At 68.3% G+C, this 26,251-nt stretch carries 25 protein-coding genes, 1 tRNA gene and 1 other RNA gene; 9 read left to right on the top strand and 18 right to left on the bottom strand.

From position 1 onward, the window contains the following. The first annotated feature begins 4 nt into the window (after positions 1–4). Together smc and GGC30_RS02285 are read left to right on the top strand one after the other, a co-directional pair. A complete protein-coding gene (gene smc / locus GGC30_RS02290) occupies positions 5–3,442 on the top strand; it encodes a chromosome segregation protein SMC (RefSeq protein ID WP_153922534.1) in 3,438 nt (1,145 codons plus the stop codon). Beyond that, positions 3,439–3,852, top strand: coding sequence for a surface-adhesin E family protein (locus tag GGC30_RS02285; RefSeq protein ID WP_055805826.1), 414 nt, complete (start codon positions 3,439–3,441; stop codon positions 3,850–3,852). The genes smc and GGC30_RS02285 overlap by 4 nt, the downstream gene beginning before the upstream one ends. On the opposite strand, the gene GGC30_RS02280 is transcribed toward GGC30_RS02285, so the two are convergent. The 11 genes from GGC30_RS02280 to GGC30_RS16735 form a co-directional block, all read right to left on the bottom strand. Further along, complete coding sequence (locus GGC30_RS02280) at positions 3,821–4,966, bottom strand: mechanosensitive ion channel family protein (protein WP_153922532.1); 1,146 nt, start codon at positions 4,964–4,966, stop codon at positions 3,821–3,823. The two genes, GGC30_RS02285 and GGC30_RS02280, sit on opposite strands and share 32 nt — an antisense overlap. A 166-nt stretch (positions 4,967–5,132) precedes the next feature. Further along, the gene (murG, locus tag GGC30_RS02275) at positions 5,133–6,224 is read right to left on the bottom strand and encodes an undecaprenyldiphospho-muramoylpentapeptide beta-N-acetylglucosaminyltransferase (protein ID WP_153922530.1); all 1,092 of its coding nucleotides are present in this window, start codon (positions 6,222–6,224) and stop codon (positions 5,133–5,135) included. A 285-nt stretch (positions 6,225–6,509) separates the two neighbouring features. After that, positions 6,510–7,685, bottom strand: coding sequence for a putative peptidoglycan glycosyltransferase FtsW (locus GGC30_RS02270; protein ID WP_055805836.1), 1,176 nt, complete (start codon positions 7,683–7,685; stop codon positions 6,510–6,512). After that, positions 7,682–9,067: a UDP-N-acetylmuramoyl-L-alanine--D-glutamate ligase gene (gene murD, locus GGC30_RS02265; protein WP_153922528.1), complete on the bottom strand. Its 1,386-nt coding sequence runs from the start codon at positions 9,065–9,067 to the stop codon at positions 7,682–7,684. The genes GGC30_RS02270 and murD overlap by 4 nt, the downstream gene beginning before the upstream one ends. A 4-nt stretch (positions 9,068–9,071) precedes the next feature. Continuing rightward, positions 9,072–10,181, bottom strand: coding sequence for a phospho-N-acetylmuramoyl-pentapeptide-transferase (mraY, locus tag GGC30_RS02260; protein WP_017504532.1), 1,110 nt, complete (start codon positions 10,179–10,181; stop codon positions 9,072–9,074). Positions 10,182–10,190: 9 nt separating this feature from the next. Continuing rightward, positions 10,191–11,609 carry a UDP-N-acetylmuramoyl-tripeptide--D-alanyl-D-alanine ligase gene (gene murF, locus GGC30_RS02255; protein WP_153922526.1) on the bottom strand — a complete coding sequence of 473 codons (1,419 nt, stop codon included), beginning with the start codon at positions 11,607–11,609 and terminating at the stop codon, positions 10,191–10,193. Next, a complete protein-coding gene (locus GGC30_RS02250) occupies positions 11,602–13,077 on the bottom strand; it encodes a UDP-N-acetylmuramoyl-L-alanyl-D-glutamate--2,6-diaminopimelate ligase (protein WP_153922524.1) in 1,476 nt (491 codons plus the stop codon). Before GGC30_RS02250 ends, murF begins: the two co-directional genes overlap by 8 nt. Further along, a complete protein-coding gene (locus GGC30_RS02245; protein ID WP_017504535.1) occupies positions 13,074–14,858 on the bottom strand; it encodes a penicillin-binding protein 2 in 1,785 nt (594 codons plus the stop codon). Before GGC30_RS02245 ends, GGC30_RS02250 begins: the two co-directional genes overlap by 4 nt. After that, positions 14,855–15,304, bottom strand: coding sequence for a cell division protein (locus GGC30_RS02240; RefSeq protein WP_153922521.1), 450 nt, complete (start codon positions 15,302–15,304; stop codon positions 14,855–14,857). The genes GGC30_RS02245 and GGC30_RS02240 overlap by 4 nt, the downstream gene beginning before the upstream one ends. Further along, positions 15,301–16,281: a 16S rRNA (cytosine(1402)-N(4))-methyltransferase RsmH gene (gene rsmH / locus GGC30_RS02235; protein WP_370451837.1), complete on the bottom strand. Its 981-nt coding sequence runs from the start codon at positions 16,279–16,281 to the stop codon at positions 15,301–15,303. Before rsmH ends, GGC30_RS02240 begins: the two co-directional genes overlap by 4 nt. Continuing rightward, positions 16,278–16,526: a division/cell wall cluster transcriptional repressor MraZ gene (locus GGC30_RS16735; RefSeq protein WP_350224834.1), complete on the bottom strand. Its 249-nt coding sequence runs from the start codon at positions 16,524–16,526 to the stop codon at positions 16,278–16,280. Before GGC30_RS16735 ends, rsmH begins: the two co-directional genes overlap by 4 nt. Here GGC30_RS16735 and GGC30_RS16730 point away from each other — a divergent pair. Further along, positions 16,525–16,593, top strand: coding sequence for a hypothetical protein (locus GGC30_RS16730; RefSeq protein ID WP_350224835.1), 69 nt, complete (start codon positions 16,525–16,527; stop codon positions 16,591–16,593). The genes GGC30_RS16735 and GGC30_RS16730 overlap by 2 nt on opposite strands. 645 nt (positions 16,594–17,238) lie before the next feature. On the opposite strand, the gene rnpB is transcribed toward GGC30_RS16730, so the two are convergent. The 4 genes from rnpB to sppA form a co-directional block, all read right to left on the bottom strand. Next, positions 17,239–17,616, bottom strand: an RNA gene (gene rnpB, locus GGC30_RS02225) — RNase P RNA component class A. Positions 17,617–17,648: 32 nt separating this feature from the next. Then, the gene (locus tag GGC30_RS02220; protein ID WP_153922519.1) at positions 17,649–18,410 is read right to left on the bottom strand and encodes an N-acetylmuramoyl-L-alanine amidase; all 762 of its coding nucleotides are present in this window, start codon (positions 18,408–18,410) and stop codon (positions 17,649–17,651) included. A gap of 13 nt (positions 18,411–18,423) precedes the next feature. After that, on the bottom strand, positions 18,424–18,747 hold the full coding sequence (locus tag GGC30_RS02215; RefSeq protein WP_153922517.1) for a hypothetical protein: 324 nt from the start codon (positions 18,745–18,747) through the stop codon (positions 18,424–18,426). 105 nt (positions 18,748–18,852) lie between these two features. Next, complete coding sequence (sppA, locus tag GGC30_RS02210; RefSeq protein WP_055754065.1) at positions 18,853–20,631, bottom strand: signal peptide peptidase SppA; 1,779 nt, start codon at positions 20,629–20,631, stop codon at positions 18,853–18,855. A 226-nt stretch (positions 20,632–20,857) separates the two neighbouring features. Between sppA and panD the strand changes: the two genes are divergently transcribed. Further along, positions 20,858–21,214, top strand: a complete 357-nt coding sequence (gene panD, locus GGC30_RS02205; RefSeq protein WP_017504542.1) for an aspartate 1-decarboxylase — start codon at positions 20,858–20,860, stop codon at positions 21,212–21,214. A gap of 72 nt (positions 21,215–21,286) precedes the next feature. Here the strand turns inward: panD and GGC30_RS02200 are convergent, their stop codons facing one another. Further along, a complete protein-coding gene (locus tag GGC30_RS02200; RefSeq protein WP_153922515.1) occupies positions 21,287–22,078 on the bottom strand; it encodes an SIMPL domain-containing protein in 792 nt (263 codons plus the stop codon). 212 nt (positions 22,079–22,290) lie between these two features. On the opposite strand from GGC30_RS02200, the gene GGC30_RS02195 reads away from it, so the two are divergent. Continuing rightward, positions 22,291–22,366, top strand: a tRNA-Ile gene (locus GGC30_RS02195). Positions 22,367–22,430: 64 nt separating this feature from the next. Here GGC30_RS02195 and GGC30_RS02190 read toward each other — a convergent pair. Further along, positions 22,431–23,072, bottom strand: a complete 642-nt coding sequence (locus GGC30_RS02190) for an NrsF family protein (protein ID WP_153922513.1) — start codon at positions 23,070–23,072, stop codon at positions 22,431–22,433. Further along, a complete protein-coding gene (locus tag GGC30_RS02185) occupies positions 23,062–23,622 on the bottom strand; it encodes a sigma-70 family RNA polymerase sigma factor (RefSeq protein ID WP_066550105.1) in 561 nt (186 codons plus the stop codon). The genes GGC30_RS02190 and GGC30_RS02185 overlap by 11 nt, the downstream gene beginning before the upstream one ends. A gap of 164 nt (positions 23,623–23,786) precedes the next feature. Here GGC30_RS02185 and GGC30_RS02180 point away from each other — a divergent pair, with 164 nt between their 5' ends. Genes GGC30_RS02180 through GGC30_RS02165 form a run of 4 tightly spaced genes read left to right on the top strand, consistent with a single transcriptional unit; the run spans position 23,787 to position 26,179 of the window. Continuing rightward, complete coding sequence (locus tag GGC30_RS02180) at positions 23,787–24,077, top strand: DUF2282 domain-containing protein (protein ID WP_153922511.1); 291 nt, start codon at positions 23,787–23,789, stop codon at positions 24,075–24,077. A gap of 14 nt (positions 24,078–24,091) precedes the next feature. Next, on the top strand, positions 24,092–24,955 hold the full coding sequence (locus GGC30_RS02175; protein ID WP_153922509.1) for a DUF692 domain-containing protein: 864 nt from the start codon (positions 24,092–24,094) through the stop codon (positions 24,953–24,955). Beyond that, complete coding sequence (locus tag GGC30_RS02170; RefSeq protein ID WP_153922507.1) at positions 24,936–25,721, top strand: DNA-binding domain-containing protein; 786 nt, start codon at positions 24,936–24,938, stop codon at positions 25,719–25,721. Before GGC30_RS02175 ends, GGC30_RS02170 begins: the two co-directional genes overlap by 20 nt. Then, positions 25,718–26,179 carry a DoxX family protein gene (locus GGC30_RS02165; protein ID WP_153922505.1) on the top strand — a complete coding sequence of 154 codons (462 nt, stop codon included), beginning with the start codon at positions 25,718–25,720 and terminating at the stop codon, positions 26,177–26,179. The genes GGC30_RS02170 and GGC30_RS02165 overlap by 4 nt, the downstream gene beginning before the upstream one ends. Positions 26,180–26,251: the final 72 nt, after the last annotated feature.

Below are 26,251 nucleotides of genomic sequence, written 5' to 3'. Positions count from 1 at the left end.
GACGATGCAGTTCCAGCGCCTCCGGCTCGTCGGCTTTAAGTCGTTCGTCGATCCGGCGGAGGTGCACATCGAATCCGGCCTGACCGGCGTCGTCGGCCCGAACGGCTGCGGCAAGTCCAACGTCCTTGAAAGCCTGCGCTGGGTCATGGGCGCCAACTCGGCCAAGGCCATGCGCGGCCAGGGCATGGACGACGTCATCTTCGCCGGGGCCGCTGGCCGTCCTCCGCGCAGCCACGCCGAAGTCAGCCTGACCATCGACAACACGCAGCGCCGCGCGCCCCAGCCCTTCACCGACAGCCCCGTGCTGGAGGTGTCGCGCCGCATCGACCGGGGCCAGGGTTCGACCTACCGCATCAACGGCAAGGAGGTGCGCGCCCGCGACGTCCAGCTGCTGTTCGCCGACGCCTCGACCGGCGCCAACTCACCCGCCCTGGTGCGTCAGGGCCAAATCTCGGAACTGATCGCCGCCAAGCCGCAGAACCGCCGGCGCATTCTGGAAGAAGCGGGCGGCGTCGCCGGTCTGCACACCCGTCGGCACGAGGCCGAGCTGCGCCTCAAGGCCGCCGAGACCAACCTGGACCGGCTGGACGACATCGGCCGCGAGCTGGAGACGGCGCTGAACCGGTTGAAGCGCGAAGCCCGCCAGGCCGAGAAATACAAGAAGATCTCAGCAGAGATCCGCGCCCTTCAGGCCGCCCTGCTCTATGTGCGTTGGAACGACGCGCGTCTGGCCGCAGAGGCCGCCGCCGCCGAACTGCGCGAAGCCGACCGGGCGGTGGCCGACACCACGACTGCCGCCGCCGCCGCCCAGACGGCCGCCCTGTCCGCTCAGGACGCTCTGAAGCCCGCGCGAGAGGAGGACGCCGTCGCCTCCGCGCTGCTGCACCGCGCCAGCCTGGAGCGCGATCGGCTGGACATGGCCGAACAGGCGGCCCGCGCGGAAGTGGATCGCCTCAAGGCCGAGGCCGCACGCATCGCAGCCGACGCCGCGCGCGAAGACGGCATGGCCGCCGACGCCCAGCGCGAACTGGACCGGCTGGAGAACGAACTGAGCCGGCTGAAGGCCGAGATCGCCGCCGCCCCCGAACGCGGCCCCGAACTGGACAAGGCCCTGGCGGCCGCTGAGGACGCCCGCAAGGCTGCCGACGGCGAGGTCGAACGGCTGGCGGGGATGCTGGCCGCCGTCGAGGCCCGCGCCAACGCCGAGACGGCCCGCAAGCGCGACGCCGAGGCCCGACTGGCCCGCATCACCGCCCAGCACAATCAAGCCCGACGCGAACGCGAGGCTCTAGGGCCGCTGGAAACGCTAGAGCTGGAAGCCGCCCGCCAAGCGCTGGAAGCGGCGCAGGCCGACCTTGCCGCGGCGCGCGACGCCGTCGAGGCGGCCGAGGCGACACGCGGCGAACTGGCCCGCGCCGAACAGGAGGCCCGCACCGCCGCCCGCGCCGCTGAGGACCGGTTGGGCCGACTTCAAACCGAGGCGCGCGGCCTGGCCCAACTGCTGGTCACCGGCAAGCACGACCATCCCCCCGCCCTGGACAAAGTGCGGGCCGACAAGGGTTACGAGGCCGCCCTGGCCGCCGCCTTGGGTGACGATCTGGACGCGGCGCTGGACGCCAAAGCCGCCGCCTATTGGGGCGGAGCGGATGCGCCCTCCCCGTCCTGGCCCGCCGGTATCACGCCGCTTTCGGATCATGTTCAGGCGCCGGCACAGCTGACGGCGCGCCTCGCTCTTTGCGGTGTGGCGCCGAAGGCCGAGGCGGCCCGGCTGGCGGGACTTCTGCCTCCCGGCGCGCGCCTGGTGACGGTCGAGGGCGACCTTTATCGCTGGGACGGGTTCGTCAGCCGCGCCGAGGCGCCGCGCCCGGCCGCGGTGCGGCTGGCCCAGCGCACGCGACTGGCCGAGCTGGAGGCCGAGATCGACAAGGGCAGACCAGCGCTGGATCAGGCGCAGGCGGCTCAGAAATCGGCGACAGAAGCCTTTCGCGCCGCTGAAGACGCGGTCAAGGCCGCGCGCCTGAAGCCCTTCGCCGCCGAAAAGGCCGTGACCACCGCCCGCGACCGCGTGGAAACCCTGGCCCGCGAGCAGGCCCGCCGCGAGGCCCGCGCCCAGGCGCTGGACGACACCGTGACCCGGCTGGCGGCCGACGCAGCCGAGGCGCAAGCCGCCCTGGACGCCGCCCAGACCACCGACGCCCCCTCGGAGACGATCGCCGGCTTGCGCGATGAGCTGACTGCCGCCCGCGCCACGGCCGACGCCGCCCGCACCACCGCCCAGACCGCCCTGTCGGACCGCGACGCCGAGGCCCGCGATCGTCAGGGCCGCGAGCAGCGGCTGGGCAGCCTGACCCGCGCGCGCGAGGGCTGGGTCACGCGCTCCAGGGACAGCGCCGGCCGCGTCGCCGCCTTGGCCAAGGACGCCGACCGGACCGCCGCCCTGCTGAAACAGGCCGAGGTCGCGCCCCAGGGCTTCGCCGAGCAGCGCGGCAAGCTGCTGGACACCCTGGTCGCCGCCGAACAGAGGAAACAGGCGGCGTCGGACGCCATGGCCGTCGCCGAGACCGAGGCGAGCGAGGCCGACCGTGCATCGCGCGCCGCCGAGACCGCCGCGTCGCAGGCCCGCGAGGCGCGCGCCGGCTTGTCCGCCCGCGCCGAGGCCGCAGCCGAGAAGCTGGCCGAGGCCGAGACCACCCTGCGCGAGACGGCGCAGATGTCGCCGCAGGAGCTGGGTCAGAAGCTGACGGACGACGCCATCGCCCGCCCGCCCGACGCCGCCGGGGCCGAGAGCCTGCTCTATGGGCTGGAGCGCGAACGCGAGGCCCTGGGGGCCGTCAACCTGCGCGCCGAAGACGAGGCGGTCGAATACGGCGAGCGGCTGAACAGCATGAAGTCGGAACGGATCGACCTGACCCAGGCGATCGCCAAGCTGCGCGACGGCATCGACGAGTTGAACGCCGAGGGCCGTGAGCGGCTGGTGGCGGCGTTCGACGTGATCAACGCCAACTTCAAGACCCTGTTCGAAGCCCTGTTCGGCGGGGGCCAGGCGGAGCTGAAGCTGGTCGAGTCGGACGACCCGCTGGAGGCCGGGCTTGAGATCTACGCCTGCCCGCCCGGCAAGCGGTTGTCGGTCATGAGCCTGATGAGCGGCGGCGAGCAGGCGCTGACGGCGGCGGCCCTGATCTTCGGCGTCTTCCTCGCTAACCCCGCGCCGGTCTGCGTGCTGGACGAGGTGGACGCGCCGCTGGATGACGCCAACGTGGACCGCTTCTGTCGGATGCTGCACGAGATGCGCAGCCGCACCGACACCCGCTTCATCGTCATCACCCACAACCCCGTGACCATGAGCCGGATGGACCGGCTGTACGGCGTCACCATGCCCGAACGCGGCATGAGCCAGTTGGTCAGCGTGGACCTGAAACAGGCGGAGACCCTGGTCGCATGATCGCCCTGCTGCTCGCGCTCGCCGATCCGCAGCTGGTCCCGACCGGCGTGGGGCGGTTCGCCATCTATGCCGACGTGGCCTCGATCGAACGCGAGGGCGACGTGGCGCGGATGCGGGAGCTGCAGGTCACCGAGGCCGGGTTCAAGGTCGGAGATGTGACCTATGTCGGGGGCTGGTCGCGGTGGGCGTTCGACTGCCGCGCGAGGACGGCGGATCGGTTGGACTTCTCCTCTTTGAAGGCGGACGGGACGGAAGGGCCGGCGACGCCCGACGCCGCCCCCGCCTATGACGCCGCGCCGGGCGGGGATGCAGCCGAGCTGCTGGCTATCGCCTGCGGAGCCGAACGGCCGGCCCAGGCGCTGACGCTGGAGCAGGCCATCAGCCAGGGACAAAGGGCGCTGGCGGACTAACGGCCCCCTCGGCGGGCTTGTCCGACCCTTGTGGCCATTCGATCCGGTCGCGCGGCAGGGCCCCGCGGCATTCGTCGCGCATGAAGGCCATCAGCTTCTCGCGGATCTCGCAGCGCAGGTCGAAGGCGACCGGGGCCGAGCGGGCGCTGGCCAGGCAGCGCACCTGAAGCACGCGTTCGGTGATGTCGGTGACCTGCATCACCTGCACGTCGCCGTCCCAGTGTTTCGACGCCTTGACGATGCCCTCGAAGGCGGTGCGCAGCCGGTCGATGGGCGCTTCGTAATCGACGTAGAAGAAGGCGACTCCGATCAGGCGGGCGTTCTCGCGCGTCCAGTTCTGGAAGGGCTTGGTGATGAAGTAGGACAGGGGCAGCACCATCCGGCGCCAGTCCCACAGCTTGACCACCACATAGGTCGAGGTGATTTCCTCGACATTGCCCCACTCGTTCTCGACGATGACGGCGTCGTCCAGGCGGATGGGCTGGGTCAGGGCGATCTGGATGCCGGCGACCATGTTCGTCAGGATCGGCTGAAGCGCCAGACCGGCGATGATGCCGACCACGCCGGCCGAGGCCAGCAGGCTGACGCCCCACTGACGGAAGCCGGCGATGGTCATCAGAGCCAGGCCCACGGTGACGATGAACAGCACGACCTTGGCGACCCGCTGCAGGATGCGGGTCTGGGTCAGGTGCTTCCTGGCCAGCAGATTGTCCTCGACGGCGATATTGTACCGCTTGAGATGCATGACCGACCACATGTCGAGCACGCCCGACGCCATCCAGCCGAGGGTGAGGATGAACAGGAACAGCAGAGCGCTGCGGATATCCTCGGAAGGGCCGGGATCCATGGGCGAGACGGTCACGCCGATGCCGATGCCGATGATGATGATCAGGACGCGCAGCTTGACCCGGGCGCGTTCGACCACGCCGCGCCAGAAGAGATCCTTGTTCCGAACGACGCGACGCAGGATGGCGAAGACGATCTTGTGCGTCAGCCAGCCGCCGCCGACGAAGACCAGCAGGACCAGGCCGATGACCGCCCATTCGGGCAGCCAGTCGAACCGATGCCACAGGGCGCGGATCTGGCGGGTGACGGCGATGATTTCGGGAGGCATGGCTTCCTAACGCGTCAGGGCCGAGAGGGTTGATGTCTCCTCCCTGTCGCGAAGCGATGGGGAGGTGGCGCGGCGCGCCCTTCGCGCCGTGACGGAGGGGTTCCTTCGGCGCGAAGAACCCCTCCACCGCTACGCGGTCCCCCTCCCCACACGTGGGGAGGAGACATTATGCACGTCCCGCCGTCGCCTCGACGAGGTCGGCCAGGCGTTGGGCGGCGTCGGGGATGGCGACGCTGCGGGCGGCGGCGGACATGGCCGACAGGCGCGCCGGATCGGACAAAACGCTGGTCAGGGTCGAGGCCAGGCGATCGACGGTCAGGTCGTCTTCCAGAATGACCTCGGCCGCGCCCGCATCGGTCAGGGCCTTGGCGTTCAGGCGCTGGTGGTCGTCGGTGGCGATCTTCAGCGGGATCAGGACGGACGGCAGGGCCGCGACCGCCAGTTCGGCGCAGGTCGAGGCGCCGGAACGGCCGACGACCAGATGCGCCTTGGACAGCCGTTCAGCCATGTCGCGGAAGAAGGGGGCGACCTCGGCCTCAATCCCGGCCTCCAGATAGATCTGGCGGGCGGCCTCCAGCGTCTCGGGGCGGGACTGCTGCTGCACCTTCAGGCGACGGCGAAGGGCTTCCGGCAGGGCGGCCAGGGCGCGGGGCGTGGTCTCGGACAGGATGCGGGCGCCCTGGCTGCCGCCGGTGACCAGCAGATGGATCGGGCCGTCAGCGGCGGGGGCGACATAGGTGCGGTCGAACAGGGCGCGGATCTCGGACCGCACCGGCGAGCCGACGACGTGCGAGCGGCCCTGGACCTTGGCCGGCGCGCGTTCGAGTGTCGGAAAGGATGAGGCGACCTGACCGACATAGGGGGCCAGGATGCGGTTGGTGCGGCCCAGGACCGCGTTCTGTTCGTGGATCACCGTCGGTCGCTGGGACGTGACGGCGGCGACCAGGGCCGGGGCGGACGGATAGCCGCCGAAGCCGACGACGATGTCGGCGCCCAGCCGGTCGAAGGCCGTTCGCGCCTGGACCACGCCCTTGAAGATGGCGACGCCGGCCTTGATCAGGCCCAGTGGGCCGGAGCCGGTGGCGGCGTCCAGCGCCAGCCGTTCCTCGGCCGGAAAGGCGTGGGCGTATTGTTCGCCCCGATGATCGGTCGCCAGGACGACGCGCCAGCCGCGCGCCGCCATCTCGCGCGCCAGCGCCTCGGCCGGGAACATATGGCCGCCGGTGCCGCCGGCGGCGACAACGCAGAGCTTGGTCATGGGCGAGGCTCCGAAAAAGAGGGTCTGAATAGTCTGAAGTTCAGACGGTGGGCAGGCAAAAACACCGTCTAATTCGTCTAATCTGTCTAATGTCGGCCAGGAACGGTGCGGCGAGGAATGGGGCGGCGACAGGATCGCACGGTTTTGCGGCGTGGGCAGGAGACGGTCGATCGCGAGCGGTAAGCGACGGAAATCGTCCGGATGTTTTCGTCAAAGAAGGCTGGCTAACCGCTCTTTCGTCCTCCTCCGACTGGCGTAGCGAGATCGCGGGACGACGAAAGAGAACTACAGCAACCGCCGGCCCATGGTCAGGCTGGCGCCGGGTTCGTAGGCGCCGGGGCGGCGCCGCGTCAGGGCGAGTGCAAAGCCCATGGTCAGGCCCATGGCCAGCATGGAGGAGCCGCCGTAGCTGATGAAGGGCAGGGTCATGCCCTTGGTCGGGATCAGGTTCAGGTTCACCGCGACGTTGATGCAGGCCTGAAGCCCGATCAGCATGAACAGGCCCGCCGCCGCCGTCTGCTCGAACGGGTCGGTCAGCTTCATCGCCCGGCGCATGCCGCGAATGACGATGAAGGCGTAGAGGCTAATCATGATCAGGCTGAGGATCAGGCCGAACTCCTCGGCGCCGACGGAATAGATGAAATCGGTGTGCAGGTCGGGCACGCGACGCTTCATCACGCCCTCGCCGATGCCGCGTCCAAGCAGGCCGCCGGCGCGAATGGCCTCGGACGCGCTGTCGATCTGGTGGGTGTCGGTCGTCTCGGGCGAAAAGAAGCGGCTGAGGCGGTCGCGCATATGGCCGAAGACGAAATACAGCGACACCAGCCCCGCCATGCCCAGGCTGGCCAGAACCGCCATCCATTTGAACGGCACCCCCGCCATGAAGAAAACGGCCATGAAGGTGGTGGTGATCAGAAGCGTTTGGCCGATGTCGGGCTGGATCAGCAGCAGCGAGACGGTCAGGGCGTAGAAACCAAACGCGATGGTGACGCCGGGCACCCCTTGGCCCTTTTGCGCCTCGGCGAACATCCAGGCGGCGAAGACAATCAGGCCGGGCTTGGCGAACTCGGACGGTTGCAGGCTGAAGGGGCCGAAGTTGACCCAGCGGGCGGCCCCTTTCACCGTATCGCCGATGAACGGCAAGGCCATCATCACGACGATGGCCCCGAACAGGGCCAGGACCGCGATCCGCCGCACGCCGCGCGGCGACATCAGCGAGGTCGTCAGCATGATGCTGAGCCCCACGCCCGAAAAGACCATCATCCGCCAGGAATAATGGAAGGGGTCGGTGATCGATTCATCGGCCAGGATGGCGGCGGGGCTGGAGGCGAAGCTGAGCGCCACGCCCAGAGCCATCAGGGCGAGCGCCGCGCCCAACAGACCGCGATCCACGGTCCAGAACCACTGGGCCACATGGCTTTGGTCGTTACGGGAAAAGGCGGGGGTGTAGGGAGCGCTCATGACGCGGTTTCCGGGACGGCGCCGAGGGCCAGAACGGCGGCGCGGAAGGCCTCGCCGCGCGCCTCGAAGTCCTTGAACTGATCGAAACTGGCGCAGGCGGGGGACAGAAGGACGATCTGATCGCCGCCGGCAGAGGCCGCATCGACGGCGGCGGCGGCCACGGCGGCGTCGAGGGTGTGGGCGATGACGTGGGGCGTATCAGCAAGTGCTTCGGCGAAGGCCGGGGCCGCATCGCCGATCAGATAGGCCTTGGCGATGCGGGGAAAGAGGTCGGCGAGGTCCGCGATGCCGCCGGCCTTGGGCACGCCGCCGGTGATCCAGAAGACGGACGGATAGGAGGCCAAGGCCTGACGCGCGGCGTCGGCGTTGGTGGCCTTGGAATCGTTGATGAAGCGCACGGAGCCGAGGCGGCCGACCGCCTCCATACGGTGGGCCAGGCCGGGGAAGGACAGCAGGCCGGCGACGGCGGCGTCGTGATCAATGCCAAGCGCGCCGGCGGTCGCATAGGCGAAGGCCGCGTTCTGGGCGTTGTGACGGCCGGGGAGTGAGCGAGCGGTGGTGAGATCGGCGACCCGTTCACCATCCTTCGAAACCGCGCCCGGCTGCGCAACATATCCTTCTGCTCTCTGTGAGGGGTGAGTCGAGATGACGGTGGCGCGATCTGACAGGTCACGCGCAATCCCCTGCCCCCAGGGGTCGTCCACGCCCACCAGGGCCACACCATCCGGTCCCTGATTGACGAAGATGCGCGCCTTGGCCGCCACATAGCCGTCCATGCCGCCGTGACGGTCCAGGTGGTCGGGGCTGATGTTGGTCAGGATGGCGACATCGGGGGCGAAGGTGGTTGTCAGGTCGAGCTGATAACTGGAGACCTCGATCACATAGACGGCGTCGGGCGTGGGTTCGGGCAAGGCCAGGACGCCGACGCCGATATTGCCGCCGACGTGGACCGTCAGGCCCGCCGATTTCAGCACCCAGCCGATCAGGGCGGTGGTGGTGGACTTGCCGTTCGTGCCGGTGATGGCGACGACGCGCGGCCGCTGATCCTTCGGCCGGGCGGCCAGGGCGCGGGCGAACAGTTCGATGTCGCCGAGGACGGGCACGCCGGCCGCGCGGGCCAGGTCCACGGTCCAGTGCGGCCTGGGATGGGTCAGGGGCGCGCCGGGCGACAGCACCAGGGCGGCGAAGTCGGACCAGTCGGCGGCAGCCAGGTCCTCGACCGTGAAGCCCTCGCCTTTCGCCTGCGCGCGGCCGGCCTCGCCGTCGTCCCACAGGATCGGGATCGCGCCCCCGGCCTGAAGAGCGCGCGCAGCCGTGATCCCCGACCGTCCCAGGCCGAAGACCGCGACCCGCCTGCCTTCAAAGCCGGGAACGGGGATCATCGGATCAGCGCAGCTTCAGCGTCGACAGGCCCAGCAGGGCCAGGGCGCCGGCGATGATCCAGAAGCGGATGACGACCGTGGATTCCGGCCAGCCCATCTTCTCGAAATGGTGGTGGACCGGCGCCATCAGAAAGATGCGCTTCTTCGTCAGCTTGTAATAGCCGACCTGGATCATGACCGAGGCGGCCTCCATGACGAACAGGCCGCCGACGATGCCCAGGACCAGTTCGTGCTTGGTGGTGACGGCGATGGCGCCCAGCGCGCCGCCCAGAGCCAGCGAACCGGTGTCGCCCATGAAGATCTTGGCCGGGGGGGCGTTGTACCACAGGAAGCCCGCGCCGCCGCCGATCATGGCCGCGCAGAAGATGGCCAGTTCACCCGCGCCAGGCACGTGGTGGACCTGAAGATACTGGGCGAAGACGAAGTTGCCGGCGAGGTAGCTGATCACGCCGAACGCGCCCGCCGCCATCATCACCGGCACGGTCGCCAGGCCGTCCAGACCGTCCGTCAAGTTCACCGCATTGGAGAAGCCGACGATGGTGAAGGCCGCGAACGCCACATAGAACCAGCCGATGTTCAGCAGCACGGCCTTGAAGAAGGGGAAGGCGATCGACGTCTCGAGCCCTGGCGAGGTCGGCGAGACGGTCATCCACAGGACGGTCAGGACGCCGGCGACGACGGCGACGACGGTCTGGGCCAGGAGCTTCTGCTTGGAGGTCAGGCCGGCCGAGGTCTGTTTCGTCACCTTGGCGTAGTCGTCGATGAAACCCAGCACGCCGAAGGCCGCCGTCACGAAGCTGACGATCCAGATGTAGGGATTGGTCAGGTCGCCCCAGAGCAGCACCGCCACGCCGATGCCGGCCAGGATCATCAGACCGCCCATGGTCGGGGTGCCCACCTTGGACAGGTGGGACACCGGGCCGTCGTCGCGGATCGGCTGGCCCCGGCCCTGTTTGGCGCGGATCCAGTTGATGAAGCGGCTGCCCATGGCGACGGCGACGATCATGGCGGTGGCCATGGCGAGGGCCACGCGCACCGTCTGGTACTGAACCAGGTTCAGCAGCGGATACTGGTGCGCCACGTCGGCGTAGTAGAGATAGAGCAGGTAAAACATTCGGCTTCCCTATCGCGTCGTGGGCGTCGTGTCGCGGCCTTGAAGGTCGGCGAGCGCCTTTGCCACCAGCGAGGCCTTGGAGCCGTTCGAACCCTTGACCATGACGATGTCGCCGGGCGCGACCAGCAGGGCCGCCTCGGCCGCCAGTTCCGCCGCCGTCGCGCGCCAGACGCCGCGTCGCGAGACCGGAAGCGCGTCGTAGAGCCAGCGCATCTCGGGACCGGCGGCGTGGACCAGGTCCAGACCGGCGGAGTCGATGGGGGCGGCGAGCCCTTCGTGCAGGTCGCGGCTCTGGTCGCCCAGCTCCAGCATGTCGGTCAGCACCACGACGCGGCGGCCCGAGGTCGAGCGCGCGCCCAGGGTCTTGAACCCGGCGGCCATGGACAGCGGATTGGCGTTGTAGCTTTCGTCGATCAGGGTGAAGGCGCCGTCCGGCGTCGTGACCGTGCGCGTCTGGCCGCGTCCGGTCAGAGGCTGGAACCCGGCGAGAGCCTCCAGGCCCGTGTCTAGCGACACGTCCAGGGCGTCGAGCATCAAGAGAACGCACAGGCTGTTCAGGCCCCAGTGGGCGCCGGACTGGGCCAGGCGATAGTCGATGCGTCGCCCGAACAGTTCGGCGGCGACCGCCGCGCCCTCGGCGTCCGGCCGGAAGTCCAGCAGACGGGCGTCATGGCCGGCGTCGGATCCGAACGTCAGCAGACGCGCGCCGACCGCCTTGGCCGCGTCGCACAGGATAGCCGAGAAGGCGACGTCGCCGTTCGCCACGGCCGCACCGCCCGGGACCAGACCCTGGAAGATGGTCGCCTTTTCACGCGCGACCCCGGCCTCGCCGTCTGCGAAGGCCTCGATATGGACCGGACCGACCGTGGTGACGCAGGCGGCGTGGGGGGCGACGAAGCGCGACAGCGGCGCGATCTCGCCCGGCGCATTCATGCCGATCTCGAACACGGCGCGCCGGGTTTCGACCGGCATCCGGGCCAGGGTCAGGGGCACGCCGATGTGGTTGTTGTAGCTCTTGATCGACCCGTGAGCGGGACCGGCGAGGTCGAGGCCCGCCTTGATCGCCTGGGTGACGCTGGTCTTGCCGACGCTGCCGGTGACGGCTGCGCGCCTTACATGGGGCGCGCGCTCGCGAGCGGCGACGCCCAGGGCTTCGAGGCCGCGCAAGGTGTCGGGCACAACGACGCACGGGCCGACGTCGACCTCGTTTTCGACCAGGGCGGCCGCAGCGCCCGATGCGAAGGCGCCGCTGGCGAACTGATGTCCGTCGCGTTCGCCCTTCAGCGCCAGAAACAGATCGCCGGGGACGATCTCGCGGCTGTTGTAGGTCAGGCCCGTAATCGGGCGGTCGTCGCCGTGCAGCACGCCGCCCGTGGCGGCGGCGACTTCGGCGGCCGACCAGAGCGGGCGGGCGGAGTTTTCAGGCATAGAGAGACAGGGCCTCGGACGCGACAGTGGCGTCGTCGAAGGGGTGGGTCACGCCCGCGACGATCTGACCCTGTTCATGCCCTTTTCCGGCGATGACCACCACATCCCCGTCACGCATCATTTCGACGGCGGCCTCGATGGCGGCGCGGCGGTCGCCGATCTCGATCCCGTCCGGGCAGCCGGCGCGGACCTGGGCGCGGATGGCGGCGGCGTCTTCGGAACGCGGATTGTCGTCGGTGACGATGGCGATGTCGGCCAGACGCCCTGCGATCTCGCCCATCAGGGGACGCTTGCCACGATCGCGATCGCCGCCGGCGCCGAAGACGACGATCAGTCGGCCAGTCGCGTGCGGACGCAGCGCGTTCAAGACCGTCTCAAGCCCGTCGGGCGTGTGGGCGTAGTCGACATAGACCTCGCCCCTCCCCCTGTTCTCTTGGCCTTCTAGGCCGCCGTCGATGCGCTGCAGGCGGCCTTGCGCCCCGGTCAGGCCTTCCAGCGCGCCGATGACGGCGTCGGCGGGATCGCCGGCGGCGATGCACAGACCGGCCGCCACCAGGGCGTTGGACGCCTGAAACGCGCCGGCCAGCGGCAGCAGGATTTCGCAAATGTCGCCGCGCACGTCGATCGTCAGACGCTGGCCCTCAGGCGTCGCACGCCGGCCGATCAGGGTCAGGTCGCGACCGCGCTCGCCCACGCCCATGACGCCCAGGCCCGCCATGATCGAGGCCGAGGCGAAGACCGAATAGGCGTCGGAATCGGCGTTCAGCACGGCGGTGCGGCCGCGCGGCAGCAGGGTTTCGAACAGGCGCATCTTGGCGGCGCGATAGTCCGCCATGGTGCCGTGATAGTCGAGATGGTCCTGGGTCAGGTTGGTGAAGGCGGCGGCCTTCAAGGCGACCCCGTCCAGGCGGCGCTGATCGATGCCGTGGGAGGAGGCCTCCAGCGCGACATGTGTCACGTCCTTGGCGGCCAGTTCGGCCATCAGGCGCGCAGCCTCGGCGGCGTCGGGGCTGGTCAGGCCGGGGCCGGTCAGGGCGTAGGTCTTGACGCCCTTCTGGCCGATCACGCCCAGCGTGCCCATGCTGGCGGACTTGTGGCCGATCCCGGCCCAGATCTGGCGGCAGAAGGTGGCGACCGACGTCTTGCCGTTGGTGCCGGTTACGGCGACGCAGGTCTTGGGCTGGGCGCCGTAAAAGCCGCGCGCGGCGATGGCGTAGGCCCGGCGCACGTCGCCCGAGGTGACCAGAACGGGCGCCGCGCCATCCGGCGTATCGGTCGGGGCCAAAACCGCAGCCGCGCCTTGCGCCAGAGCTTGCGGGATGAAGGCGCGGCCGTCGGCGGCCGTGCCCGGCAGGGCGACGAACAGGGCGCCGGGCGAGACCTTGCGGCTGTCGGCGGTGACGCCTGTGATGACCGGGTCCGAGGACACGTCGCGGCGCAGCAGGTCGGACAGGTGAAGCGCGCTCAAAGCCCGTCCCCCGCCACGTCCTGATATTGCGGGATCTTCTCGCCCGAGGCCGTGCGCCAGCGGTCGTCGCGGCGTTCGACGCCCAGGAAGCCGGCGATGCGGTCGGCGATATTGTGCACAGCGGGCGCGGCGACATAGGCGCCGGTCTTGGGATAGGTCCCCGGCTCGTCCATCACGATCAGGATGGCGTAGCGCTTGCCGTTCAGCGGGCCGTCGACGGGGAAGACCGCCGCGAAGGAGCCCAGGGCGTGGCTGGGGTCATAGCGGCCGCCGACCAGTTTGTTGGCCGAGCCCGTCTTGCCGCCGACCCGCAGGCCCGGCGCGTCGGCGAAACCGCCCGAACCCTTGACGACGTTGCGACGCAGCAGGTCGAGAATGGCGCGCGAGGTCTCTTCGGTGACGACCTGTTGCGGTTGGACGTTGCGGGCGCCGCCCTTGCGCAGCGACAGCGGGATCATCCGACCGCCATTGGTCAGGGCGCCCATGGCCTGAACCATCTGGGCCGGGGTGATCATGATGCCGTAGCCGAAGGACAGCGACGCCAGGGTCGAGTTGTCCCAACGACGCGGCACGACCGGCTTAGCCGATTCCTTCAGCTCGATCTTGGCGGCGTCCAGCAGGCCCAGGCGTCGGAAATAGTCGCGCATGGTGTTGGGGCCCATCTGCACCGCCAGTTGCGACGTGCCGATGTTGGAGGAGTGCAGATAGACCTCTTCCAGCGTCATCACCCGGTTCTGGGCGTGGAAGTCCTTGATCTTGCGATCGCCGATCTGGAAGGCCTGGGAGGCGTCGAACAGGGTGTTCATGTCGGCCCGGCCGGTGTCGAGGCCGGCGGCGACGGTGAAGGTCTTGAACACCGAGCCCATTTCGTAGTGGCCCGAAACCGCGCGGTTCAGCGTGGCGCCGTCGGGCGCCGCGCCGCGGTCGGCCGAGTTGAAGGTCGGCCAGGACGCCATGCCCAGCACCTCGCCGGTCTGGACGTCGGTGACGATGCCGACGGCGCCCTTGGCCTGGTTCTTGATCGCGGCGGCGGCGAGTTCGTTTTCCAGCACGCCCTGCACGCGCAAGTCGATGGACAGGGGGAAGGCCTCGCCGCGCTGACCGGCCGCGCGGATCTCGTCGTTGAAGGCCAGTTCGGCGCCCGAGACGCCCTGCCCGCCCGTGTCGGCGTCGCCGATCAGATGGACGGCCGAGGTCCCCAACGGATAGGCGCGACGGTCCTCGGGCTCGAAGGTGACGCCGCCCAGCGCCAGGTCGTGGACCGCGGCCTTTTCCTGAGGCGTCAGGCCGGTCAGGGCGATCAGGCGACGGTCGCCGCCCAGCACCTTCTTCAGACGCTCAGCCGAGATGCGCGGCAGGGCGCGGCGGATCTGGCGATAGGCCAGGTCGCGATCCCAGATCTCCGCGGGGTCGATGTAGAGGCCGTAGTGGACGATGTTGGTGGCCAGCAGTTCGCCATTGCGGTCCGTCAGGTCGCCGCGCACCAGGGCGTTCGGATTGACGCCGCGTCCCAGGCCGTTGGCCGGGGCGAACAGGGCCTTGTATGACGCGCCGATGGCCAGGCCGCCGAACACGCAGGAAAAGACGATCAGGATCAGGAAGATTCGGACGCGGGTGTCCTCTTCCGGGCGGGCGTCGGCGCGGGCGCGCTCGAAGCCGTGCTCCAGCCGCCAGACCAGTTCGGTCAGCCAGCGCCAGAAGGGCGATAGGCGACCTTGCAGTCGTTCCTGGAAATCGGCGCCCGGCGCGGGACGGTGATAGCGATGATCCTGAACGCTCATTGCGCCGGCTCCGGCGAAGGCGTGGGAACGGGCGCGTCGTCGGCGACGGCGGCGGGCGCCGGCGCGGCTGCGGGAGCAGATGCGGCGGATTGAGCGGGGACGGGTTTCAGGGCGGTCAGCTGACCTTCCTTGGCCTGACGGGCGACGGCGACGGGAGCCATGCCGATCTGGCGAGACAGGCTTTCCAGACGCGCGGGCTGCTCCAGCCGGGCGACCTCGGCGCGCAGCAGGCGGACGCGCTGTCCGTTCTCGCGGATGTCCTGTTCAATCTGGGCGATGCGGCTGCTCTCACGCGCTGCGGCGGCCTTGGCGGCATAGACCGACACGATCATGATCGCGACCAGGGCCACGCCGATGATCTCGACCCAGCGCACGCCACGCACCTTCCAGTCGAACAGGCGCTGAAGGGCGGTGCGGGAATAGGTGAAGAAGGGCGCCGTGGTCATGCCGCCGCTCTCCCATCGATCCGACCCCAGGCCGGGGCGTCGGTGCGCACGGCGGCGCGCAGCTTGGCCGAGCGGGCGCGCGGGTTAGTGGAACGCTCTTCGTCGCCCGCCTCGCGCGCGCCCTTGAACTGGAGCGTGAAGCTGGGCTTGCGCGGATCGACGGCCATCGGCGCATGACGCGAACCGGCGGGGCTGTTGCCCGTGCGCTCGGTCAGGAAGGCCTTGACGATGCGGTCTTCCAGCGAATGGAAGGTGACGACGGCGAGGCGTCCACCGGGGGCGAGCGTCGCCTCGGCGGCCTCCAAACCGCGTTCCAGCTCGCCTAGTTCGTCGTTGACCGCGATGCGCAGGGCCTGGAACACCCGCGTCGCCGGATGAATGGGCGCGCCGCGACGGCCGCCCAGAGCCTTTTCGACCACCTCGGCCAAATCCAGGGTGCGGGTGAACGGCTGTTCGGCGCGGCGACGCAGGATGGCGGTGGCGACGCGGCCCGACTGGCGCTCTTCGCCATACAGTTTGAAGATGTGGGCCAGGGGACCGTGGTCCCAGGTGTTGACGATGTCGGCGGCGGTCGCGCCCTCATCGGACATGCGCATGTCCAGCGGACCGTCGCGCATGAAGGAGAAGCCGCGCTCGGCCTGATCCAGCTGCATTGACGAGACGCCGATGTCGAAGACGGCGCCGTCCAGCTTCGCCTTGCCGCTGTCGGCGAACGCCTGAGCCAGACCCGAGAAGGGGGTGCGGATCAGCTGGAACTGGCCGGGGAAGTCGCTTGCGACGGCGTCGGCGTGCGGCTGGACCGTCGGGTCGCGATCCAGGGCGACGACCTGGGCGCCGGTCTTCAGAATGGCGCGGGTATAGCCGCCGGCGCCGAAGGTGGCGTCGATCACGACATCGCCGGGCGTGGGCGCCAAGGCCTCGATCACCTCGGCCAGCAGGACGGGGGCGTGAGGGGCGTTGGGGAGAACGTCGGTCACGATCCGCCTCCCGCCAGCTTCATCTGGGCCGCCAGCTTCAGGGCGCCGATCTGGGCCATGCCGGCCTTGGCCAAGGCGCGCTGTTCGGCGCGGCGGGCCGCCCATTTCTCGCGCGACCAGATCTGAAAACGGTCGTTCAGGCCGACGATGACGACGGTGTCGCCCAAACCCGCCTCGGCGCACAGCGCCTCAGGCAAGGTGATCCGACCGCCGGAATCGTAGGCCAGACGCACCTGCTCGCCCATCACCTGCCACTCCAGCGCCGAACGCTCCTCGGAGCCGAACGGCAGGGCCTCGATCATTTCGGCATAGACGGCGAACAGGCGATCGCCGCCCGCTTCCAGACAGTCGGCCTCGATCGAGGGGAAGATGAAGACGCCGCCAGCGGCGCCGTTTTCGGTCGTGCGGAAATCGTTGGGGATGAGGAGACGGCGCTTGCCGTCCAGCTGCTTCTCATAGGTCGAGAGAAACACGCCCTGTCCAATCGAGCCCTTCGGCCCGTCCCTAGATGCCCTGACGAACGCCCGCCGCGCCCGCCTCTCAGCCCCAAATCATGGTGCTGGGATAGCATGGGATGAAATGGGCCTCAATGGGATCAAAGCCAAGATTTAACCATGTTTTGACGTGTGACGACTTAAGCACGCTCGAACAGCTGGAACATACACGGAACAAACAAAGTATTCACAGGCTGTGAGGCGTTCTAACCTTCCATTGCCAGACAATAGGTTAACGCCCGCCAACACGCGGGACCGCCGCCAGAACGCTGAATTGCGGGGATAATCCCAACTCGGATTAGGCGACGCGCTTAGGGAGGGCGCCAACGCCAACCCTACGGGCCTCAAGTAGGCCGAAGGCCGATAGGCCCAAAGAAAAAAGTCGGCCTCAAGCAGCGCGAAGCGCGGTAGGCCGAGAAAATCGGCCTCAAGCAGGCCGAAGGCCGATAGGCCTAAAGAAAAGTATGCCAGACGGCCTGTAAGCCGGGTTTTGTTCCGTTCCTGAGAACGGCGACGATCATTCCTCTGGACCGACCATTGCTGATCGGTTCTCGCGACCTACCCGGACATCTGAGGCGGTGAGCCCCGCGAGCGAGCCCGCGCGATGTCCCTATTTGGTCTTGCTCCAGGCGGGGCTTGCCATGCCGTCCCTGTTGCCAGGTCCGCGGTGGGCTCTTACCCCACCCTTTCACCCTTACCGGCCTCGCAAGGCCGGAGGTTTGCTTTCTGTGGCGCTATCCCTCGGGTCACCCCGGGCGGAAGTTATCCGCCGCCTTTTCACCGTGGAGCCCGGACTTTCCTCGACGGACGCGAAGTCCGCCGCGACCGCCCAGCCGTCTGGCGCGCGCTAGATGCGCGTTAGCGGCGCGAACGTCAATTCAATACGCCCGTGACACTCTCGGCGCTGGCCAGTTGGAGCAGGCCGACCAGGCGAGCGCGGGTTTCGCCGTCGGCGACGCCGTCGACGCGGGCCGGGCGCCAATGACGCTGGAAGGCGCGGACGGCGGTTTCGACGGCGGCGTCGTAGTCGCCGCCTGCTTTCAGGCCATAGCCCAGCCGATGCAAGCCGGCGCTGAGCACCATCGGGCCGATGCCCTGATCGCCCTTCTGCAGCAGGCCGCCCAAGGCCTGCACCCGTTCGGCCGCGGGCTCGAACCACAGGCCGTGCCCGGCCTCGGCCAGACGTTTCCAGGGGAAGAGCTCGCCCGGATCTTCCTTGCGATCCGGCGCCAGGTCGGAATGGGCGATGATGCGGTTGTCGGCGATGGTCCAGCGACTGCGAATATCGGAGATCAGGGCGATGACGGCCGTGATCTGGGCTTCGGGGAAGGCGCGATAGCCGAACTCATGGCCGGGATTGACGATCTCGATGCCGATGGAGGCGGCGTTGCAGTCGTCCTCGCCCTGCCAGACGCCGCGGCCGGCGTGCCAGGCGCGGCGCTCCTCGGGCACCAGCTGAAAGACGCGGCCGTCTTCCTCGACCAGATAGTGGGCCGAAACCTTGGCCTCCGGGTCGCGCAGGCGGGCCAGCGCGGCCTCGCCGGTCTGCATGCCGGTGTAGTGCAACACCAGCATGTCCGGCGGCGCACGGCGCACGTCGAAGTTGGGCGAAGGCGCGTCGATGTAGGACGTCATGGGCGGCGTCGGCTCAGCGGCCGTTGCGCTCCCAGCCATAGGCGACCCAGGCGCCGTCCACCTTGTGGGCCTCGATCAGGTCGGGATCGCTGTTGCGGCGACGCGGCGCGATATTGCGGCGGGTGCGCATGACCAGACCGACCAGAAAGACCAGAACGCCGGCGAACAGCGCGATCACCGCCACGGCCGCAGCGGTGAAAACGGCGAGGACGGCGCCGACCGCCATGGCGCAGACGGCGGCGATCATGCCGGCGACCCACATGACGGACGCCACCAGGCCGTTGGGACGGTGGCGGGCGGCATGGCCGATGGCGGCGAGACGTTCAGGCTGGAACATGGATCATCCTTTCAGGCGATCCGAGGAACGCCTGATACGCAATGTCGGTCCATCGGGGCCTGCGGTCAATGGACCGCGACGCACGGTCGCGTGCGCCGTGCCCCGTCAAAAGATCGGCTGATCGGCCAGAACCACCGCGCCCTGGCTGCGCATGCGGTCGCTGTCGATCCGGCGCATCACGGCCTGGGCCTGGGGATCGGCCATGACGCCGCCCAGCATGACCAGGGCCTTGGCCGCCTCGGTCTGGACGCCGAACATTTCCGACAGGGCCTCGAACGGCGACTGCTGCTTGGGGAAATGCTTGAAGCGGACAGGCTCGTTGTCGGGGATCTTGGCCAGCTGGCGAGCCTTATTCACCGCCTCGGTCACGCCGCCCAGCTGGTCGACGAGGCCCAGAGGCAGGGCCTGGGCCCCGGTCCAGACGCGACCCTTGGCGATTTCGCGCACCCGGTCCGGCGACAGTTTGCGGCCCGTCGCCACACGGGTGATGAAGTCGTCGTAGATCCGGTCCATCGAACCGGCGAAGGCCGCGCGCTGCTGGGGCGTGAACTCCTGCGTCGGCGAGAAGGCGTCGGCGTATTCCCCGCCCACCGTCAGCTCACGCATGTCGACGCCGAACCGGCCCAGCGCATCGGCCAAGACGAACTTGCCGCCGAACACGCCGATCGAGCCGGTCAGGGTCGTCGGCTGGGCCACGATCCAGTCGGCCTCGGAACTGATCCAGTAACCGCCCGAGGCCGCATAGGCGCCCATGGACACCACCACCGGCTTGCCCGCCGCCCGCGCCGCGCGCACGGCGGCCAGGATCTGCTCGGACGCTTCGGGCGAACCGCCCGGCGAAGAGACGCGGAAGACGATCGCCTTGACGCTCTTGTCCTCGATCGCGTCGTAGATGGCCTCGGCCGTGTCGTCGGAATGGATGGACGAGCCGCCGCCGAAGCTGGCGCCGCCGCCGCGTCCGGTGACGATGGCCCCCTCCCCGCCGACGATGGCGATGGCGTTCTTGCCCGAACCCGTGCGTTCGCCCTTCTGGCTGGCGTATTTGCCGAACTCGACGATCTCGGCGCCTTTGCCGGCGCGGGTCTTGATGGCGATCTCGGCCTCTTCGACCTGGCCCACCTTGTCGATCAGCCGGTTGCTGAGCGCCTGCTCGGCCGAATAGGGGCCGGCCTCGATCACCGTCTTCAGCGCCGGGGCCGTCGTCTTGCGATCCTTGGCCGCGTTGGCCAGGGCGGTGTCGTAGATCGACGTCATCCAGGCCGTCATCGCCTCGCGGTGCGGGCCGGTGTAATCGCTCTGGGTGTATTCATTGACGGCGTTCTTGTACTCGTAGCGCTGTTCGAACTCGGGCTTGACGCCGTATTTCTGGAAGGCGCGGCCCAGGAACAGGCTGTCGGCCGAGAAGCCCGTGGCCTGGAAGCCGGCGGTGTTCTGCATCCACAGCTCCGACGCCGAGGCCCCGACCATATAGGTGGACATCACCGCGCCCGACGGGGCGAAGCCCTGGCTGTGGGCGATGACCGGCTTGCCTGCGTTGCGGAAGCGATGGATGGCCTGGCGCAGTTCGTCGGCCGTGGCGGGCGTCATGCCGCTTTCCGGAAGGCGGATCAGCAGAGCCTTGACGCTGCTGTCGCTCTGGGCCTGATGCAGGCCATCGACCACGTCCGTCAGGGCCAGGCCGGAACTGCCGAAGGCCGCGAACGGATTGGACGACGGCTGGTCGCTGACGCCGCCGCGCAGGTCCAGCTCAAGCACGGTGGTCGCCGGCGTCGTCGGCTTGGACGACGAGGCGACGGCGACCGTCAGCAGCACCACGGGAATGACGACGACGAACAGGATCAGCCCGGTGAAGACACCAAGGACCGTCAGGAAGAATTGCTTCATCGGAGGGAAAACGCGCGCTCGCAGGCCGGAAATGGCGTCGCCAGCATAGGGGGACGCGGGCCGTCGTCAAATGAAGCGCGTGCAATCCGTCGGTCGACGTCGCGTTCGCAGCCGCACCCGATTGCTGCGACGCAGCGTGCGGATTGATGCGAGGCCCGAAAATCCCTATATGAGCCGCCTGTGAGCGAGGCCTGCGCCCCGCGTTTTTCTTGCTGGAGACCGCACGATGCTGGTCACCCTGATGAAGTCCAAGCTGCACCGCGCCACGGTGACCCAGGCCGATCTCGATTACGAGGGATCGATCGCCATCGACATGGACCTGCTCGACGCCGCCGGCATCTATCCGCACGAGCAGGTCGATGTGCTCAACATCACCAATGGCGCGCGCTTCACCACCTATGCGATCGAGGCGCCGCGCGGCTCCAAGGTCATCGGCGTCAACGGCGCCGCCGCCCGCCTGGTGCAGAAGAACGACAAGGTGATCGTGGTCACCTACGGCCAGCTGCCGCAGGAAGAGGCGCGCCAGTGGAACCCGAACGTGGTCCTGCTGGACGACGCCAACGCGATCAAGAACGCCGGCTAAGGCGCTTCGCCTCTCAGAATGCAAAAAGGCCCGCCGGCGACGGCGGGCCTTTTCTTCATCCGGTTGATGCGATCAGCGGGCGATGTCGTAGACGCCCGTGATGTCGATCCGCACCGTCAGTTCGCCGGCGGAAACCGGGGTGCTCTCGGCCCGATCCATCGACACAGCGCGGGCGGCGAACATCGGCATCGGCGGCTGAGGCGCATAGCCGCCGCCCTCGGTCAGGTTGCGAATGCCCGACAGCTGGACGTTCAGCGACTGGGCGTACAGCTGGGCCTTGGCCTGCAAGTTGCGCACGGCCAGCTGGCGCGCCTGGTTTTCGACGGCGGTCGGATCCTTCAGGCCGAAGCTGATGCCGTCGATCTGGTTGACGCCGGCGGCAACCACGGCGTCGGCCGTCGTGCCGACCTTGCTCAGGTCGTTGATGACCACCGTCACGCGGTTCACAGCCTGGTAGCCGCGCAGCTTGGGTGGTTCATTCTGGACGTAGTCGTACTGCGCCGACAGGTTCAGACCCGAGGTCTGGATGTCGCGTTCGGCGATGCCCGCGCGGCGCAGGGCGGCGACGACGCGCGTCATTTGCGTGGCGTTGTCACGCATGGCTTGCTGAGCCGTGACGGCCTCAGTCTGCACGCCGAAGGTGATGGTGGCCATGTCCGGCGCGGCCTTCACCTCGCCATAGGCCGACAGGTTCAGCGACGGCGCGGGTTGCATCATGTGCATGGCTCCCATGGGTTCGGCCGTCTGAGCCATGGCGCGCGGCGTGGCGGCGGCAAGGAAGGCGGCGGCGGCGACGGCGCCGCCCAGGGCGACGGTCTTCAACGACAGGGTCTTCAGGGGGGCGGCGGCCAGGGTGCGGGTCATGCAGTCTTCTCCGTAAGCGATCCGGGACCGGCGCGTTCGCCGATCCGTTGCAACGACCTTGGCCGTTCTCGCCTGAACCAACGCCCGTGCGCCTTGGCAGTTTCCGTTCATCTTCGTGAAATCGCCGAAAGATCGCCTTCTTGCCCGCCCCCGCTTGGCAAGCCGCGCCCGCGCCTGCTAGGCGAAACCCCTACCGCCGGGGCGCGCCTTGGGGGCCTGTAGCTCAATGGTTAGAGCCGACCGCTCATAACGGTCTGGTTGGGGGTTCGAGTCCCTCCGGGCCTACCACACTGTCTGTCGAAACCACTCGGAAGCGCCTCAAGACCGCTCAACGGCAGTGTCGCGCACATGCTCACCAACGGAAGGCGAAACGACCCAGAGCAGCGCCCAAGGCCGCGACGAGGCCCATGCCCAAGGTGTACCAGACCGCCACAAAGGCGGCCGTGTGCTCGGGGCAATGCAGGCCATAGGCGGTCGCGGCCAGCCCTGCGGTCAGAAGACCGGCGGCGGCGCCGGCGAAAGCGGGTTTCACAGGGGCGAATCGTCTCGCAGCGAAGAAGATGAACGGCGCCGCCAGAGCGCCGAGCGACAGGATGTTCGTCGGACAGACCCTGGCGGAGCGACCCATGACCATGTCCATTCGCGCGTCAGGCGCGGCGCCCAGCAACTCCACGACAGCCCATCCGGCCGCGACGGCAAGAATGGCTGCAAGCAGAATTAATGGACGTCGCGTCGAAGCTCCCGGCCGCCCCAGTCGATCCAGGAGCCAGAAGCCGGCGGCGCACAGGGCGGCCGTATAGGCCGCCTTCGCCCAGAAGGTCGGTCCGGCGATGGCCGACATCAAATCCGGCCTCAGTCCCAGCCACCACACAACACCGGAAAGGGCGACGCCCGCCGCCGGCAGCATGAACAGCAACACACGACGGTCGACGTCGCTTTGAGACGTGGGCGGCAAGTCCAGCGCCAGGCTGGTGATCAGGTCGTCAGTCTTCATCGTTGGACCCTGCTGCTCCAGCCGCGAAGCGCGCGGTCAGAGCTTTGAAGCTGCGATGGATGCTGACCTTGGCGGCGGCGACGGAATAGCCGTGACGCTCGGCCGCCTCGGCCACGCTCAGCCCGGTGACTTTCACATCATGGATCAGGGCGCGCTGTCGCGCCGGGAGGATCGACAAGGCGCGGGTCAAATCGCGTCGCATGACCCCGTCCTCGACCGTGTGCTCGGCCAGCAGCACGCTTGCGTCATCCAGCGGCTCGGTGAGGCGTCGGCCTTGGCGGCGCAGGTGGTCGATCAGCTTGTGGCGGGCGATCGTGAAGGCCCAGGCCGTGAATGACTGGTTGCGATCCCATGTAGCGCGCTTGGCGTGAATGGCGATCAGGGTCTCTTGCACGAGGTCCTCCGCGTCGCTTTCTCCGTTGAAAAGACGGCGTTTGAAAAAGGGCCGCAGGTGCGCGGCCAGGTCCGACAGCAGCACGCGCCAAGCCTGCGCGTCACCATCCAGGCCATTGAGCATCAAGGCTTTGAGTTGTGATTCCCGGTCAAGCACGTGCGACTGCGACCTACGCTGCGGAGACCGCGACGGTTACATGGCGTCTCGCAAAATGATGCACGAAAAATAGTTGGCTCGAAAATGTAACGCGCGGCGGGTCGTCGGCGAAAGGCGGATTCAGCGGCCACGGACGGCCGTGCTTTTCGAGAAGGACCTCTTGCATGACTCGCACAAAGATCGCCGCCGCAACCCTTGTCGCCCTGACCGCCGGCGCCGGCATGGCCCACGCCCAATCGACCAGGAACGCCGAGATCAGGCCGGCCGCCATGGAGAAATGCTACGGCATCGCTCTGGCCGGCAAGAACGACTGCGCCGCCGGCCCCGGCACGACCTGCGCCGGCACTTCGGTGCGCGACTACCAGGGCAACGCCTGGAAGCACACGCCCGCCGGCACCTGCACCAGCATCCGCACCCCGCGCGGCAACGGCTCGCTGACTCCCGTCTCGCGCTGATCGGAGCTGGACCGATGAACCATGGATCGATCGCCACGACGCCTGTCCCCACCGTGGGACTGGGCCTCAAAGCCCGCCATTACGACGAGGCTCTGGCGTCTCAGGCGGCCGGTCTGTGGTTCGAGGTCCATCCCGAGAACTATATGATCGATGGCGGCCCTCGCTTGAAATGGCTGGAGGCCATCCGCCGAGAAAAGTCTCTGTCCCTTCATGGTGTCGGGTTGTCGCTCGGCGGAGACGAGGCGCCGGACCCGGAGCATCTGGCGCGGCTCAAGATGCTCGCTGACCGGTTCGAGCCGTTTCTGATGTCCGAGCATCTGGCCTGGTCGCGGGGCGGCGGCGTCTATCATCCTGATCTGCTCCCGTTTCCGCGCACCCGACAGATGTTGAAGCGGGTCAGCGACAACGTCGGGCGCGCGCAGGACGCACTGGGCCGACGCCTGCTGATCGAGAACCCGTCCCTGTACCTCGACCTGAAAGGCCACGAGATGGGGGAAGTCGATTTCCTGGTCGAACTGGCCGCCGCGACAGGCTGTGGCCTGCTGCTCGATCTGAACAATGTGCACATCAGCGCCAACAATCTGGGCGCCGACCCGCGGGACTATCTGGCGGCCGTTCCGGCCGATCTCATCGGCGAAATCCATCTGGCCGGCTTTGCGCCCGATCCCGTCCACGCAGAGGCGCTGTTGATCGATACCCACGACGCGCCGGTCAGCGACGCCGTCTGGTCCCTCTATGCCGAGACACTCATGCGGATCGGGCCGCGTCCCACGCTGATCGAGCGCGACGACAACATCCCCGACTTCGCCGAGTTGATCGCCGAACGCGATCAAGCCGTCGCCATAATGGAGGCCTGCCATGTCCAGTGCGCCGCCTGACGATCCGATGCTGTCATTTCATGCGAGCTTCTCCCTGGCCTTACAGGGGCAAGGCTCCATGCTCACACCGTGGCTGGCGGACCCGAATGCGCCCGGACTGGCGGTTTATCGAAACACGGTGGCCAAGGGGCGTGCCGACGCCCTGGCGGGTCTCTATCCGACGGCCGAACGGTTGGTCGGTCCGGACTGGTTTCGCGACGCCGCTCTGATCTACGCCGACAGCGCGCCTCCCTCCTCCCCGGTTCTCGATGCCTATGGCGAGGGCCTCCCGGAGTGGCTGGCGACGTTTCCGCCCGCGTTTGAACTTCCGTTTCTGCCGCCTGTCGCCCGTCTTGATCGCGCATGGAGCCGCGCGCACCGCGCCGCTGACGCACCGACCCTGCGCCCTGGGACGGTCGCCGCCCTGTCGCACACTGCTCTCAACGCCGGCAGCGCGGTCCTGCATCCGTCTGCGCAAGTCTTCTGGTTCGACTGGACCGCGCCATCGATCTGGCTGGCCAATCGTCTGGCTATGCCTTCGGAAGACATGCTGTGGGACCAGTCCCCTGAGGGCCTGTTGATCGTGCGTCCGGAAATGGAGGTCCAGACCCATCGGCTGAACCGGCCCCAGTTCGCCTTCCTTGACGCCTGTCGTCACGGCCGCACTGTCGGAGCGGCGGCCCTCGCCGCCCTCGCCGCCGATCCCGCAGCCAATCTGTCCGAGCTGTTCAGAGATCTGCTTCTGAGCGGCGCCTTCACCCGCATCGATACCGGAGCGCCACAATGACCGAACTGACCGCCGCATCGTCGCCGCGCCCCTTCTTGGCGGCCCTCCCACGCCTGGCCCAGGCCGCGATCCCCCTGCCGGTGCTCAGCCTGATCGCACGCGTATCAATCGCGGCGATCTTTTTTCTTTCCGGCCGGACAAAGGTGGAGGGCCTGCTGACCATCACAGACAGCACCTATGCTCTGTTCGCCGAGGAATACCGACTGCCTCTGATCCCCAGCGATATCGCCGCCCACCTGGCGACCTATTCGGAACATCTGTTCCCGATCCTGCTGGTGCTCGGCCTCGGCGCGCGCTTCGCCGCGCTCGCGCTTCTGGGCATGACCATAGTGATCGAGGTTTTCGTCTATCCCCTCGGTTGGCCGACCCACCTGCTCTGGGCGACGGTGCTGCTCTACATCATCAGGTTCGGCGCCGGGCCGATCAGTCTGGATCATTGGCTGAGCCGGCAAACCTGATCCGCAGAGCGTATTTAGTCTGTTTTTCCAGCGTCCCTAGCTGCATGCCGTCAACGCAAATCCAGAACAACC

The sequence above is a fragment of the Brevundimonas sp. SPF441 genome, assembly GCF_009661015.1.
GTDB classification, from domain to species: Bacteria; Pseudomonadota; Alphaproteobacteria; order Caulobacterales; family Caulobacteraceae; genus Brevundimonas; species Brevundimonas vesicularis.
Note: the sequence above shows the minus strand (reverse complement) of the source record. Positions and strands in the feature narration are given on the sequence as shown.

Coding starts and splice junctions, on each gene's coding strand:
- smc (WP_153922534.1), top strand. CDS start 5: ATGCAGTTCCAGCGCCTCCGGCTCGTCGGCTTTAAGTCGTTCGTCGAT.
- GGC30_RS02285 (WP_055805826.1), top strand. CDS start 3,439: ATGATCGCCCTGCTGCTCGCGCTCGCCGATCCGCAGCTGGTCCCGACC.
- GGC30_RS02280 (WP_153922532.1), bottom strand. CDS start 4,966: ATGCCTCCCGAAATCATCGCCGTCACCCGCCAGATCCGCGCCCTGTGG.
- murG (WP_153922530.1), bottom strand. CDS start 6,224: ATGACCAAGCTCTGCGTTGTCGCCGCCGGCGGCACCGGCGGCCATATG.
- GGC30_RS02270 (WP_055805836.1), bottom strand. CDS start 7,685: ATGAGCGCTCCCTACACCCCCGCCTTTTCCCGTAACGACCAAAGCCAT.
- murD (WP_153922528.1), bottom strand. CDS start 9,067: ATGATCCCCGTTCCCGGCTTTGAAGGCAGGCGGGTCGCGGTCTTCGGC.
- mraY (WP_017504532.1), bottom strand. CDS start 10,181: ATGTTTTACCTGCTCTATCTCTACTACGCCGACGTGGCGCACCAGTAT.
- murF (WP_153922526.1), bottom strand. CDS start 11,609: ATGCCTGAAAACTCCGCCCGCCCGCTCTGGTCGGCCGCCGAAGTCGCC.
- GGC30_RS02245 (WP_017504535.1), bottom strand. CDS start 14,858: ATGAGCGTTCAGGATCATCGCTATCACCGTCCCGCGCCGGGCGCCGAT.
- GGC30_RS02240 (WP_153922521.1), bottom strand. CDS start 15,304: ATGACCACGGCGCCCTTCTTCACCTATTCCCGCACCGCCCTTCAGCGC.
- GGC30_RS16735 (WP_350224834.1), bottom strand. CDS start 16,526: ATGGGCGAGCAGGTGCGTCTGGCCTACGATTCCGGCGGTCGGATCACC.
- GGC30_RS02220 (WP_153922519.1), bottom strand. CDS start 18,410: ATGACGTCCTACATCGACGCGCCTTCGCCCAACTTCGACGTGCGCCGT.
- GGC30_RS02215 (WP_153922517.1), bottom strand. CDS start 18,747: ATGTTCCAGCCTGAACGTCTCGCCGCCATCGGCCATGCCGCCCGCCAC.
- sppA (WP_055754065.1), bottom strand. CDS start 20,631: ATGAAGCAATTCTTCCTGACGGTCCTTGGTGTCTTCACCGGGCTGATC.
- panD (WP_017504542.1), top strand. CDS start 20,858: ATGCTGGTCACCCTGATGAAGTCCAAGCTGCACCGCGCCACGGTGACC.
- GGC30_RS02200 (WP_153922515.1), bottom strand. CDS start 22,078: ATGACCCGCACCCTGGCCGCCGCCCCCCTGAAGACCCTGTCGTTGAAG.
- GGC30_RS02190 (WP_153922513.1), bottom strand. CDS start 23,072: ATGAAGACTGACGACCTGATCACCAGCCTGGCGCTGGACTTGCCGCCC.
- GGC30_RS02180 (WP_153922511.1), top strand. CDS start 23,787: ATGACTCGCACAAAGATCGCCGCCGCAACCCTTGTCGCCCTGACCGCC.
- GGC30_RS02175 (WP_153922509.1), top strand. CDS start 24,092: ATGAACCATGGATCGATCGCCACGACGCCTGTCCCCACCGTGGGACTG.
- GGC30_RS02170 (WP_153922507.1), top strand. CDS start 24,936: ATGTCCAGTGCGCCGCCTGACGATCCGATGCTGTCATTTCATGCGAGC.
- GGC30_RS02165 (WP_153922505.1), top strand. CDS start 25,718: ATGACCGAACTGACCGCCGCATCGTCGCCGCGCCCCTTCTTGGCGGCC.